The 13,440-nt window shown below is 46.5% G+C and carries 14 protein-coding genes; 1 reads left to right on the top strand and 13 read right to left on the bottom strand.

The features are described 5' to 3' along the window. Positions 1 to 10: 10 nt before the first annotated feature. From lpxA to rpsB, 13 genes are all read right to left on the bottom strand, one after another. A complete protein-coding gene (gene lpxA, locus C2758_RS07080; protein WP_215327560.1) occupies positions 11 to 808 on the bottom strand; it encodes an acyl-ACP--UDP-N-acetylglucosamine O-acyltransferase in 798 nt (265 codons plus the stop codon). Continuing rightward, complete coding sequence (fabZ, locus tag C2758_RS07085) at positions 808 to 1,257, bottom strand: 3-hydroxyacyl-ACP dehydratase FabZ (protein ID WP_046330453.1); 450 nt, start codon at positions 1,255 to 1,257, stop codon at positions 808 to 810. The genes lpxA and fabZ overlap by 1 nt, the downstream gene beginning before the upstream one ends. Positions 1,258 to 1,307: 50 nt before the next feature. Next, positions 1,308 to 2,363: a UDP-3-O-(3-hydroxymyristoyl)glucosamine N-acyltransferase gene (gene lpxD / locus C2758_RS07090; RefSeq protein ID WP_215327561.1), complete on the bottom strand. Its 1,056-nt coding sequence runs from the start codon at positions 2,361 to 2,363 to the stop codon at positions 1,308 to 1,310. 5 nt (positions 2,364 to 2,368) lie between these two features. After that, positions 2,369 to 2,896 carry an OmpH family outer membrane protein gene (locus C2758_RS07095; protein WP_215327562.1) on the bottom strand — a complete coding sequence of 176 codons (528 nt, stop codon included), beginning with the start codon at positions 2,894 to 2,896 and terminating at the stop codon, positions 2,369 to 2,371. 18 nt (positions 2,897 to 2,914) lie between these two features. Further along, a complete protein-coding gene (bamA, locus tag C2758_RS07100) occupies positions 2,915 to 5,263 on the bottom strand; it encodes an outer membrane protein assembly factor BamA (protein WP_371817690.1) in 2,349 nt (782 codons plus the stop codon). Further along, entirely contained in the window at positions 5,260 to 6,393 is a 1,134-nt protein-coding gene (locus C2758_RS07105) for an RIP metalloprotease (protein WP_215327563.1), read from the bottom strand. The genes bamA and C2758_RS07105 overlap by 4 nt, the downstream gene beginning before the upstream one ends. Before the next feature lie 12 nt (positions 6,394 to 6,405). Continuing rightward, positions 6,406 to 7,596, bottom strand: coding sequence for a 1-deoxy-D-xylulose-5-phosphate reductoisomerase (ispC, locus tag C2758_RS07110; RefSeq protein WP_215327564.1), 1,191 nt, complete (start codon positions 7,594 to 7,596; stop codon positions 6,406 to 6,408). Next, positions 7,596 to 8,423: a phosphatidate cytidylyltransferase gene (locus C2758_RS07115; RefSeq protein ID WP_215327565.1), complete on the bottom strand. Its 828-nt coding sequence runs from the start codon at positions 8,421 to 8,423 to the stop codon at positions 7,596 to 7,598. Before C2758_RS07115 ends, ispC begins: the two co-directional genes overlap by 1 nt. Before the next feature lie 18 nt (positions 8,424 to 8,441). Then, a complete protein-coding gene (locus C2758_RS07120) occupies positions 8,442 to 9,215 on the bottom strand; it encodes an isoprenyl transferase (RefSeq protein WP_215327566.1) in 774 nt (257 codons plus the stop codon). A gap of 29 nt (positions 9,216 to 9,244) precedes the next feature. Then, positions 9,245 to 9,805 (bottom strand): ribosome recycling factor, encoded by a 561-nt coding sequence (frr, locus tag C2758_RS07125; RefSeq protein ID WP_215304563.1) that lies wholly within the window; start codon positions 9,803 to 9,805, stop codon positions 9,245 to 9,247. 11 nt (positions 9,806 to 9,816) lie between these two features. Continuing rightward, on the bottom strand, positions 9,817 to 10,527 hold the full coding sequence (gene pyrH, locus C2758_RS07130; protein ID WP_215327567.1) for a UMP kinase: 711 nt from the start codon (positions 10,525 to 10,527) through the stop codon (positions 9,817 to 9,819). Positions 10,528 to 10,715: 188 nt separating this feature from the next. Beyond that, the gene (gene tsf / locus C2758_RS07135; RefSeq protein WP_215327568.1) at positions 10,716 to 11,594 is read right to left on the bottom strand and encodes a translation elongation factor Ts; all 879 of its coding nucleotides are present in this window, start codon (positions 11,592 to 11,594) and stop codon (positions 10,716 to 10,718) included. Beyond that, complete coding sequence (rpsB, locus tag C2758_RS07140; protein ID WP_015421433.1) at positions 11,594 to 12,343, bottom strand: 30S ribosomal protein S2; 750 nt, start codon at positions 12,341 to 12,343, stop codon at positions 11,594 to 11,596. Before rpsB ends, tsf begins: the two co-directional genes overlap by 1 nt. A gap of 257 nt (positions 12,344 to 12,600) precedes the next feature. Here rpsB and map point away from each other — a divergent pair, with 257 nt between their 5' ends. Beyond that, positions 12,601 to 13,437 carry a type I methionyl aminopeptidase gene (map, locus tag C2758_RS07145; RefSeq protein ID WP_215327569.1) on the top strand — a complete coding sequence of 279 codons (837 nt, stop codon included), beginning with the start codon at positions 12,601 to 12,603 and terminating at the stop codon, positions 13,435 to 13,437. Positions 13,438 to 13,440: the final 3 nt, after the last annotated feature.

Here is a 13,440-nt window from a genome sequence, read left to right on the forward strand (position 1 = left end):
TAGATTTTCTCTATCGAATAATGCCGCGCGTAGAGGCGGCAATAAAGTCATGGAACTCGGTCAGCTTTTCTGCAGTTTGAGCATCGGATGCACTGGCCAGCACCATCTTCTGAATCTCTACCTTAGCTTCTTCAAAGCTGAGGCCATCTTTATAAAGAACCTTATATGCCTGACGTAATGCAGAAATCGTCTCGCTTGAGAAACCACGGCGCTTCAGACCTTCCACATTGATGCCATGCGGGGATGCTTTATCGCCTGCTGCAATCACAAATGGTGGAATATCTTGCACTAAGGCGGAGGCACCACCCAACATCGCATGTTGGCCAATGCGGACAAATTGATGCACACCAGACATGCCACCCATAATCGCCCAGTCACTCACCTTCACGTGACCAGCAATTTGTGCGTTACTCGAGAAAATCGTATGGTTACCGATTTGGCAGTCATGCGCAATATGCACATAAGCCATGATCCAGTTGTCATCACCGATTCTGGTGATGCCCTCATCCTGCGATGTACCCGTATGAATGGTCGTGAACTCACGAATGGTGTTGCGATCTCCGATAATCAACTGGGTAGGTTCGCCACGGTATTTCATATCCTGGGGAGCGCCACCAATGGCAGCGAAGTGCGCAAAGTTATTTTCTTTACCGATCGTGGTGTGACCCTCGATCACAGTGTGAGAGCCAATCTTGCAAGCAGCGCCAATTTTGACGTTTGGCCCAATAACAGAGAATGGACCAATCTCTACGTCGCTGGCAATCTCAGCCTTACTATCAACTACAGCAGTCGCATGAATCCGAGTCATTACGCACCTTTCGTACGAACGGCACAAGTGATATTCGCCTCGGCGGCCAACTCGCCATCCACGGTCGCCTGCACTTGGAACTTATAGATGCCAGCACGTTCACGCTCTAGCTTAGCCGTCATGATCAGTTGATCCCCAGGCAGTACCGGCTTCTTAAAGCGAGCACCATCAATACCGGCAAAGTAATAAACTGCATTTTCTTCACGCACTTCAGAAAAGGTCAAGAGAGCTGCAGTTTGGGCAAGCGCTTCAATAATCAACACTCCCGGCATGACTGGAAAATCTGGGAAGTGACCCTGAAAGAATGGCTCATTCATGGTGACATTCTTCAGCGCGGTAATACTTTGACGAGGCTCAATCTCCAATACGCGATCAACCAATAGAAATGGATAGCGATGCGGCAGCAACTTCAAAATTTGATTGATGTCGATAGCGATGGGTTTGCTCATGTAATTACCTGCTGAATAAAGTTTTTAGTTTTTTAAATATGGTGGTGAAATTATTTAGATTTGTCTAATAATCGTAAGCGTTGGCGTATTTTATCAAGACCCCGCAAAATTGCCGCGTTTTTCTCCCAAGCACTATGGGGCATTGAAGGGTAAACGCCCGTGTAATGCTGCCCCGGCTCAGTAATTGAACGAATAATTGAGGTATTACCGGACACTGTTGTTCTATCTGCAATCGTGAGATGACCAGCAAAATTGGCTGCGCCCCCAATAATGCAAAAGTTGCCAATCTTGGTACTTCCCGAAATGGCAGCACAACCAGCAATCACACAGCAATTGCCTACCACTACGTTGTGAGCAATTTGAACTTGGTTATCTATCTTGGTCCCATTGCCAATAATGGTGTCACTCATAGCGCCACGATCAATTGTGCTTGAAGCGCCCACCTCAACATCATTTCCGATAACAACAGCACCTGTTTGCGGTATCTTCACCCACTCAGCACCGGTAGCAGAAAAGTCAGGGGCAAAGCCAAAGCCATCTGCACCAATCACCGCTCCACTATGAATAATGCAGCGTTCACCCAGCTTGGTTTCTGAATAAACAGAGACATTGGGATAGATCAAGGTATCGCTGCCAATATTGGAATTTCTGGCAACAGAAGTATTTCCCAACAGAACAACTCGCTCACCTAATTTAACGCCAGAACCGATTTGTACAAATGGGCCGATATGGCATGAAGCTGGAATACTGACACTAGGGTCAACGGCGGCACTGGGATGTACTCCGGGCGCATAAACAGGTGCAGAAGCTTTAGCAAAATGCTGCGCCATTCTGGCAAATGTAGCGTACGGGTTTTTAGAGACAAAAAATACTCTACCCGCTGAGTTGCTTCCTGGGTTTACCTGGAGAAAATCTAAGTCCGCCTGACTGACAATCAAACCGCCTGCAGAACTATCACTAGCCTGTTGGCGATACAGCGGATTTGAAAGAAAGGAGATTTGACTGGATTGGGCACGCTCGAGAGGAGCAAGGCCTTGAAGCAATAGGGAGCCATCCCCCACCAAGCTTACTTGAAACTGTTCGGCCAGCTCGATGGCGGTGGGCATAAAACTTACTTAAGACTATTCAAAGCCTTGATGACATCATCAGTAACGTCAACCTTGGGATTGGCATAGGCTGGATCTTGAATAATGACATCAATTTTTCTTTGTTCAGCAATCTGCCTGAGGGCTTGATTGGCTTTTTCAGCAATCTTGGCACGCTCTTCAAAGTTACGTTGATTGAGATCCTCGGTGTACTCACGCTGTTTACGCTGCAATTCACGATCCTGGTCGGCTAACTCGCGCTGACGACGTGAACGCTCTGCCTCAGACATGACAGCTGAATCACGATCTAACTTTTCTGCAGCAGATTTGATTTTTTGGGCGCTGTCACGAATTTCATTTTGGCGTTTTGTAAACTCATTCTGCAACTTAGTCTGACTAGCTTTGGCCATGTTCGATTCGTTGAATACTTTTTCAACGTTCACAGCTGCAACCCGGGTTCCAGCATCTTGAGCAAATGCCAATGGCAAAGTGATGAATGATGAAACAGCAATTAAGCCGTACTGAATCCATTTGGAAGATTGACGAAGCTTCATAAAACTTTCCTTAAACAATTAAAACGCTGTACCCACCTGGAACTGCAGTCGCTGGATGTTATCCGTCGGCAATGATTTGATCGGAATACCGTAACTAAACTTGAGCGGACCCAAAGGTGATATCCATGATAAACCTAAGCCATAAGAATATCGCAATACGAGGTTGATATTCTCGTTATAAACATTACCACCGTCCACGAAACCAAATACCCGCAGGGTTTTATCCACTCCAGAGCCTGGAACTGGCACGGTGTACTCGACATTATTTACGATTTTTGACTGTCCGCCGGTGGGCTGATAGCGACCGATGTACGAGTTGTAATAAGTGGGTCCAAGTGAGCCAGGTGAGTAACCGCGAACCGAGCCGATACCGCCAACATAATAGTTTTTAGTAATCGGAAACGGATTGTTGCCGTAAGCTTCGCCGTAACCTAGCTCCCCGTTGTAGGACAAAATATTGCCTTTTGAGAAAGAATGGTATTTCTGGTACTGGCCGAATATACGGTAGAAAGTCATATTTCCAACAGGGGTTCCCACCTCAGCACTTAATTGTTGCAAAGAACCAGTAGACGGAATTAAAGCGCTATCGCGACCATCGCGTGACCAGCCTACTGTGACGGGCACGTTATAAGTAGTCAATGTAGCAGGATACCCAGGTGAAGCTATACCGTAGCTTTGAGCATAATTTAAATATGGGATGGGAGTATTGTTTGTAGTCTGAATCTGAAATGCCTCTATGCCCGTTCCAAAGAAGACCCGGTCAACTTCTGTATACGGAACGCCAAACTTGATATTGCTACCTACAGACTTAATTTGATAATTAGGATCGCCAACGTAATACAAAGGCTTGGATGATCGGTAGTACAAATCGGTATAACGACTGATGCCATCCTCAGTGAAATAAGGGTCGTAGTTTGACAAGGCCAAGCTCTGATTAATCTTACCCAAGGACATATTCAAACCGACTGAAGTACCCGTACCAAATGCATTCTCTTGGTTAATACCAGCAGAAAGGATCAATTTTTCAGTTGAAGAGAAGCCCGCACCAATCGTAACGGCACCGGTTGGCTTCTCAGTTACCTTCACATTGACGTCCACTTGATCTGGTGATCCAGGAACATCCTGAGTAGAAACATCAGTCTCGGTAAAGTAACCCAAACGTCCTAAACGTTTTTTAGACAGGTCAATCTTTTCACTATCGAACCAAGAACTTTCAAACTGGCGCATCTCACGACGAATCACCATATCTCTTGTCTTGGCATTACCGGTGACGTTCACTTGGCGAACATAAACACGTCGACCAGGGTCAACTACCAGAGTGAGATCAACCTCACTTAAATCACGACGGATATCCGGCTGCGGGTTGATGGTTGCAAACGCATAGCCATATGAACCCAGAATTTCAGCAATCGCCTTGGTACTCTCAGTCAACTTAGCCGATGAAAAGGTATCGCCTGCTTTAAGACTTACCAGCTGAATGAGCTCAGCCTCTTTACCCAATAGATCCCCAGCTAAACGCACATTCTTCACTGTGAACTTATTACCCTCACGAATACTCACCGTAAGAAAGATGCCTTTTTTGTCCGGAGTAATGGAAACCTGAGTGGACTCAATCACAAACTCGAGGTAACCACGATTGAGGTAATAAGAGCGAATGTTCTCTAAGTCGGCAGTAAGCTTTTGCTTTGAGTACAAATTATCTTTGCTATACCAAGAAAGCCATCCACCTGTCTTCAATTGCATCTCGCTTTTGAGGGTGCTCTCGCTAAAGACGCTATTGCCGATAAAGTTAATTTCTTGAATCTTGGCTACAGGCCCTTCATCAATATTGAAATAAATTGCCACCTGATTACGCTCTACCGGGGTAACAGTTGCAACTACTTCAGCGGCGTACATACCCTTGCCAACATACTGACGCTTAAGCTCTTGCTCCGCTTTGTCAATCAGCGCTTTGTCATAGAAGCGGGCTTCAGCTACGCCTACTGCCTTTAAGGATTTACGGACGATTTCTTGATCAAACTCTTTCATCCCCGTAAATTCAATCCGGGAGATGGTGGGACGCTCTTCAACGATCACAATCAACACATTGCCTTGGGCCTGAATCTGTACATCTCGGAAAAAACCGGTGCTATACAAAGCCTTAATAGCCTCAGCACTCTTCTCATCAGTAAAGGTATCACCCACTTGAACAGGCAGATAGCTAAATACAGTTCCCGGCTCCACCCGTTGCAAACCCTCGATGCGAATATCTTTGATCACAAAGGAGTCAGCAGCTTGTGCATGAATACAAAAACCTGCCGCAATAATCAGAGCGGCTTGCGCAGCAAATCGAGTTACAGAGCGAAAAGATGGGATCAGAAAATTCAAGATGAAAGGTAGCGTTGCAAATCGTTAAACAAGGCTAGTAAGGAAAGGGATATCAGAAGCAAAAAACCCGCTTTTTGGAGCTTTTCCTGCAGTGATAAAGACATTCGCTTACCAGCAACCAACTCCCATGCATCATACAGGAGCTGACCCCCATCGAGCATTGGTAAAGGCACTAAATTCAAGAGTCCAATACTGATACTCATGAGGGCTAAAAATGCTAAAAATGGTTGCCAGCCAACCTGAGCAGACTTACCTGCCATATCCGCAATGCTTAGGGGTCCACCGAGCTGCTTTAAGGTCGTTTTACCCGTAAATAAACCCAACATGAGCCTTACGGAGACCTTGCTTATCAGGCAAACCCGCTGATACGCAAAACCGATGGCATCTATCGGCCCTAACTTGAGCTCTATCCACTCCGAGGGTGGGCTCACTTGGGGAAACAAGCCCAGCGCCTGAAATGGATCGGATTCAGGTGCAATCGGGGGTAAATCACCCTGCCTGAAGGATTTGATCTGACGGGTGCCAGCAACATCCCGGATCTCTAGGGCAAAACCCTGCTCCCCGGTAATGGCATCTAAGAGAAGCCAACGCAATGCATTCCAACTCGGGACTGAGTCAAACTCTTCAATAATAGGGGTGCCGCTGTTATCAGATGAAAGGGATTGCCAACCAATAACCTGATCACCTGCCGCTACCCCCAGTTTTGCAGCAATCGATTGCTCTGGTGGAGTTTGAAGTCGAGCGGGAAGCTGAGGCACACCCGAGACATAAATCACTGAGAACAAAATGACTGCCAACAGGAAATTAGCAAAGGGGCCTGCTGCCACAATTGTGGAACGTTGCCACAGAGGCTTTACATCGAAGGATTGGGAGCGCTCTTGTGCTGAAATGATTTGCTCACGATCACGGCCGTCCAGTAATTTGACATAACCACCCAAAGGAATGGAAGCCAGAACCCACTCAGTACCGTTACTAGCGTGATAAGTAAAAAGCGGCTTACCAAATCCCAGGGCAAAGCGAAGTACTCTAACTCCGCACAAACGAGCTGCCAGAAAATGGCCGTACTCGTGAAAACTGACCAGCACACCGAGTGTGACTAAGAATGCAGCAAGAGTGATTAAGGCCTGCATCGAGAGACCAATCTATTTCTGAAGGTTGCGAATAAATTGATTGGCAGCTTGACGAGCCTGAGCATCAGCCCCAAGAATGATCTCTAAAGAATCTGCAGGAGTTGATGGCATAACATTTAAGCAGTGCTCCACTACCTTCGGAATACTTAAGTAAGGTAATCCATCCTCTAAGAAAGCTGCAACGGCTATCTCATTGGCGGCGTTTAATACAGCAGGCGAAGTTCCCCCTGCTTTTGCAGCGGTAAAGGCCAAGCTCAAACAAGGAAATTGAGCAAAATTAGGTTCTGTAAAACTAAGGCCACTCAACTGTGTCAGATTCAAGGGGGCAACACCAGCAGCAATCCGTTCAGGCCAAGCTAGTCCATAGGCAATCGGTGTGCGCATATCAGGTTGACCCATTTGCGCTAAGACTGAGCCATCTCGATAACGGACCATCGAGTGCACTACGCTCTGTGGATGAATCAAAACTTTAATTTTTTCTAGCGGCAAACCAAATAACCAAAAAGCCTCAATGACTTCAAGACCTTTATTCATCATCGTCGCAGAATCAACCGAAATCTTTCGGCCCATCACCCAATTCGGGTGGGCGCAAGCTTGATCAGGCGTAATAGCCGCTAAATCTGCGAGAGGCCTATCCCTAAACGGTCCTCCAGAGGCAGTTAACCAGAGCTCTTCAACGCCTAAATGGACGGATGGGTTTTTTGTAAAGCGATCGGGTAGGCATTGGAAAATCGCATTGTGCTCGCTATCAATTGGAAGTAATTCACCGCCGCCCGATTTCATCGCCTGCATAAATAAATTGCCCGACATCACTAACGCTTCTTTGTTAGCCAGCAATACTCGCTTACCTGCTTTTGCTGCTGCCAAAGTTGGGACTAGACCAGCGGCTCCCACGATCGCTGCCATCACGGTATCGCACCCAGATTCTGTTACTGCACTAACTAAAGCCTCTGGTCCATAGAGAACTTGAGTAGAAATCTTTTTATCTTGCAACAGTTGACTCAATTGAGAGGCGCCATCAGCGTCGGCTACCACTGCAATAGCAGGCTTGAACTCGATACATTGCTCTGCTAAACGCTCAATTTGTTTTGCGGCAGTCAGAGCGACTACCTTAAAGCGATCAGGATGGGCACGGATGACGTCTAAGGTATTAACACCAATCGATCCAGTAGATCCTAGGATAGCAAGCTGTTTCAGAGCCATTAAATCCACCCTGCTAGTAATGCAGCAATCGGCATTGTTGGAATGAGTGCATCAACGCGGTCTAGTACGCCACCATGACCTGGCAGCAAATGACTACTATCTTTGACGCCAGCCAAACGCTTTAACTGGGATTCAAATAAATCTCCGAAGATGCTGAATGCTGTTAATACTGTCACCATCAGAAACATTGGCACCCAACCAAATTGGATAGCCCAAGCACCAAATAAAGTATCGCCTAGTGGTAAATAAGTAACGCATAAGAATGCATAGAGATAGCAAAGGAGTAAACCACCCAGCGCGCCCTCAATCGATTTTCCCGGACTAATATTTGCGGCCAGCTTGTGCTTACCAAAAGCTTTACCAACAAAATAGGCGCCAATATCAGCAACCCAAACTAAGGCCATCGCTGTCAGTAAAAAGACTAGGCCTAATTCACGCAAGAAGACTAATGCAAACCAAGTTGCTGGCAGAATGATCAAGCCGACAATGCTGTAGAAAGGTTTGAATTTTTGAAGCGAGAGGTCCATTCCTTTAGCCAAGATGAATGGCGCTAAAAAGAACCAAAACAAAACCGCCATCATGAGCAAAGAAAACTGCCATGTGATTGCTTGCATGCCCAGCAACAATAAGATGATGACCAAACAAAAAACAGCGTAGAGCCATGCCGCCTTTTTCGCTTCAGGAGCAATCATACGACTCCACTCCCAAGCGGCAGCAACCAGGGCAATCAGGAAAAAAATACCTAGGTAAATCGGTGGCAAGAAAAATAAAATAGGTAATAGCACTGCCATCAGGATTGTGGCAGTAATGATTCGGGTTTTTAGCATGGGGAAATAAGGAGAGTTTTAGACTGCGTCAATCAATGACTCAGATGCTAACTGAGCGCTAGTGCGCCCAAAGCGACGCTCGCGCTGACTAAACCAATCAAAAGCTTTATGTAACTGAGCTTCATCAAAATCAGGCCAGAGAGTATCTGTGAAGTACAGCTCGGTATAGGCCAACTGCCATAGCAGGAAGTTGCTGACGCGCTGCTCGCCACCAGTTCGAATAAACAAATCTGGTTCTGGCGCATAAGCCATAGACAGATAGGGTTGCAATAATTCTTCAGATACTTGTTCTGGTGTCAAACCTGGGTTGGCAGCCAAAGCTTGGCGCATCGCCTGCAAAATATCCCAGCGCCCACCATAGTTAGCAGCAATAGTGAGGGTAAGACCCTTACAGGCAGCTGTTTTTTCTTCCGAGAACTGCACCATCTCCTGAATCCCAGAATCAAAGCGGCTTAAATCCCCAATGAGACGAAGACGGATATCGTTTTCAGCTAAACGAGAGACTTCACCCTTTAAGGATTTCAGGAATAGCTTCATTAAAAAGCTAACCTCTTCGGGAGGGCGACGCCAGTTTTCAGAGCTAAACGCAAACAGAGTGAGATATTCCACGCCTAGTTGGCGGCACTCTTGAACAATCTTACGAACAGCACTCAAACCTTCTGAGTGACCAGCTACTCGCGGCATGAAGCGCTTACTGGCCCACCGCCCATTGCCGTCCATGATGATGGCGGCATGGCGAGGAATAGCACTTACCTTTGGAATAACTAAGGTTGAGCTAGTGTGCTGAGTCATAAGTCGAATATTAAGAATGAATCTGACGATTAAACCGTCATGATCTCTTTTTCTTTTTCAGACACGATCTTGTCGATATCAATCACCGCACGATCAGTCATCTTTTGAATATCGTCCGTTGCACGACGCTCATCGTCCTCAGAAATTTCTTTATCTTTGGTGAGTCGCTTTAAATGCTCATTGGCATCGCGGCGTAAATTACGTACAGCAATTTTCGTATCTTCACCTTCGTTTTTGACAACCTTAGTCAAATCACGACGACGCTCTTCAGTCAACGCAGGCATAGGTACGCGGATGACGGTGCCTTGCGAGGCTGGGTTCAGACCCAAATCTGAATCACGAATGGCCTTCTCAATTGCGCCAACCATCGTTTTTTCAAATGGCTGTACGTTGATTGTTCTGGCATCAGCCAAACCTAAGCTAGCCACTTGGCTTAGTGGCGTTGGATTGCCGTAATAATCCACTTGGATGTGCTCTAAGATTCCAGGATTTGCACGACCAGAGCGAATCTTCGCTAAATTGGATTTCAGAGCCTCAAGAGACTTCTGCATCTTTTGATCGGTAGTGGTTTTAATTTCTGCTGCGGACATCAGGCCTCCTATTAAACGTGTACTAAAGTGCCTTCAGATTCACCCTGAACCACACGCATCAATGCGCCTGGTTTGAGAATCGAAAACACCTTAATGGGTAATTTGCGATCACGGCACAATGCAAAAGCGGTTGCGTCCATGACCTGCAAGTTTTTGATGATTGCCTCGTCAAAAGTCATTGTTTTATACAAGGTAGCTGTCGGGTCTTTCATTGGATCAGCGCTGTAGATGCCGTCTACCTTAGTAGCCTTGAGCATGATCTCAACCCCCATCTCTGCGCCACGCAAAGCGGCAGCAGTATCGGTAGTAAAAAATGGATTACCCGTACCAGCTGCAAAGATTACTACCTTACCCTCACTCAAAGCACGAATCGCACGAGGGCGAATGTAAGGCTCCACCACTTGATCCATTCTCAAAGCAGACTGCACGCGAGCTTCAACCCCTTTTTGACGCAAAGCATCTTGCAGTGCAAGCGAGTTCATCATGGTAGCCAGCATTCCCATGTAGTCAGCGGTTGCCCGATCCATGCCGGCCGCGCCGCCTGCTACACCTCGGAAAATATTTCCGCCACCAATCACAATAGCCAATTGAACGCCGCTATTGACTACCTCGGCTATTTCTTTCACCATGGAATCGATCGTGATTGGGTTGATACCAAAAGCATCATCCCCCATGAGGGCTTCACCAGAGAGTTTTAAGAGAACACGCTTGTAGGCTGGCATCGTTTTATTTTCCGTAATTTGCTAAGCAAATTATCTGCTTAGCTTATTGATCTTTAAGTACTTTTAATATCTTGCCCAAATTATAAAGGGCTTGGCACAGATCAAAGAAAAGGGCATAGAAACCGAGGTTTCTATGCCCTTTTAGGTATTACAGCCATACTGGAAGAGTCCAGGAAGCTTGGGGCTAATTAAACACCTTTAGCAGCGGCAACCTGAGCAGCCACTTCAGCTGCAAAGTCGTCTTGACGCTTCTCAATGCCCTCACCCACAACAAACATAGTGAAACTCTTGATTGTGGTGTTAGCAGCTTTAAGCATTTGCTCAACCGATTGCTTATCGTTTTTAACGAAAGTTTGGTTCAACAAAGAAACTTCTTTAAGGTACTTCTGAATAGAGCCTTCAACCATCTTCTCAACGATTTCTGGTGGTTTGCCAGATTCAGCAGCCTTTTGAACAGCAACACTACGCTCAACAGCAATAGCTTCAGCAGGAACATCAGCCATCGACAAAGCCACTGGCTTCATTGCAGCAATATGCATTGCTACGTCTTTAGCTGCAGTCTCATCACCTTCAAACTCCACCATCACACCGATACGAGTGCCGTGGAGGTAAGAGACCAACTTGCTGCTACCAGCGAAACGCTTAAAGCGACGCGGCATGATGTTCTCGCCGATCTTACCGATCAAGGCGCTACGAACTTCATCCACAGTTTGACCATTCATTGGCAATGCAAGTAAGGCAGCAACATCAGCTGGATTCTTTTCAGCAACTAACTTGACGCATTCAGCAGTAAAGGCCAAGAAGTCATCGTTCTTAGAAACAAAGTCAGTTTCGCAGTTCACTTCCAACAAAGCACCAGTAGTGCCATTGATGAATGAAACCACAATACCTTCAGCAGTAACGCGGGATGCGGCTTTACCAGCTTTGCTACCGAGCTTTACACGCAGAATTTCTTCTGCACGAGCCATATCGCCATCAGCCTCAGTCAATGCTTTTTTGCACTCCATCATCGGAGCATCAGTCTTGGCGCGTAACTCGCCAACCATTGCAGCGGTAATAGCAGCCATTATTCAGCTTTCCCTTCTTCAACAAACTCTTCTTCGCCTTCTTTAACGGCAGTCAGGATTTCTTGAACAGAGTTTGACTTACCTTCAAGGATTGCGTCAGCAATGCCACGAGCGTAGAGAAGAACAGCCTTGCTGGAGTCATCGTTACCAGGGATGATGTAATCAACACCTTCAGGTGAATGGTTGGTATCCACTACAGCGATAACTGGAATACCAAGCTTGTTAGCTTCGGTAATTGCAATCTTGTGATAGCCAACGTCCACTACGAAAATCGCATCAGGAACGCCGTTCAAATCTTGAATACCGCCAAGTGCTTTTTGCAACTTGTCGAGATCGCGATCATTAGTCAAAGCTTCTTTCTTGGAAAGCTTTTCCCAGTCGCCAGCTTCTTTAGCAACTGCCATATCTTTCAGACGCTTGAGGGAACCTTTAACAGTTTTGAAGTTGGTGAGCGTACCGCCCAACCAACGGCTGTCGATGTAAGGCATACCAGCACGAGCAGCTTCTTCAGCAATGATCTCGCGTGATTGACGCTTAGTACCAACGAATAAGATGGTTCCACGGTTAGCAGCAACTTGTTTTGCAAATTTCAGGGCGTCCTGAAACATTGGCAATGTTTTTTCTAAGTTGATGATGTGAATTTTGTTGCGATGGCCAAAAATATAAGGGGCCATTCTTGGGGACCAGAAACGGGTTTGGTGACCAAAATGGCAACCGGCTTCCAGCATTTGACGCATAGTTACTGACATAACTTCTCCTAAGGGTTGGTTTCTGAGATTGAGTCCTAGCTACGCTAAAAAGCGCCACCCTGGAAGGCTCAACCCGCTATTTCAGATCAAAAATTGACTTGAGAACAAAATTATAGCTTAAATATCAATGCTCTAGACGCCCTACCCCTAGCGCATCACTAGAAAACCTACTCAGAAATGCCATTAAATGGTGCATCTGCCTATTATTTGGGCAAATTCCTACTGGCAAAAAGCCCCAAGTCGTTGATAATCAAGGCATGAATAGTGTATTTACCGCCGAAAAAGACATCCAAGGGATGCGCGAAGCTGGCCGCTTAGCCAGTGAAGTTCTTGACCACGTTGCTCCGCACGTGAATGCAGGTGTCAGTACAGCTGAACTAGATCGCATCTGCCACGAATACATGCGCGATGTTCAAAAGACTATCCCAGCCCCGCTGAACTACCAGCCACCTGGCTACCCACCTTTTCCGGCATCCATTTGCACCTCGGTCAACGATGTAATCTGCCATGGCATTCCTGGCGAGAAGATTTTAAAAACCGGCGATGTTGTCAACCTCGACATTACCGTCATTACGCCTGATGGCTACTACGGTGATACCAGCCGCATGTTTATGGTTGGTGAAGTTTCAGTATTAGCCAAACGTCTCACTCAAATTACCTTTGAATGCATGTGGCTTGGTATTGCGCAAGTGAAGCCTGGCGCATCGCTAGGTGATATTGGCCATGTCATTCAGACCCATGCTGAAAAGGCCGGCTATTCAGTAGTTCGTGAATACTGCGGTCATGGCATTGGCAAGGTGTTTCATCAAGATCCACAGATTCTTCACTACGGTCGTCCTGGCACAGGTGAAAAGTTAACAGAAGGTATGACTTTCACTATTGAGCCGATGATCAATGCTGGTAAGCGCGATATTCGGACAATGCCTGATCAATGGACGGTGAAGACTAAAGACCGCAGCCTCTCGGCACAATGGGAGCACACACTTTTAGTGACAGCAACTGGCGTTGAAGTATTAACTTGGTCAGAGGGCAGTAATCCAATTCCTGATTGCGTTAAGGGTCTCTCATTTAGACCAAATTTAGCCAACGCTTGATTA

The sequence above is a fragment of the Polynucleobacter sp. AP-Sving-400A-A2 genome (assembly GCF_018688155.1).
In the GTDB taxonomy this organism is placed as follows: Bacteria; Pseudomonadota; Gammaproteobacteria; order Burkholderiales; family Burkholderiaceae; genus Polynucleobacter.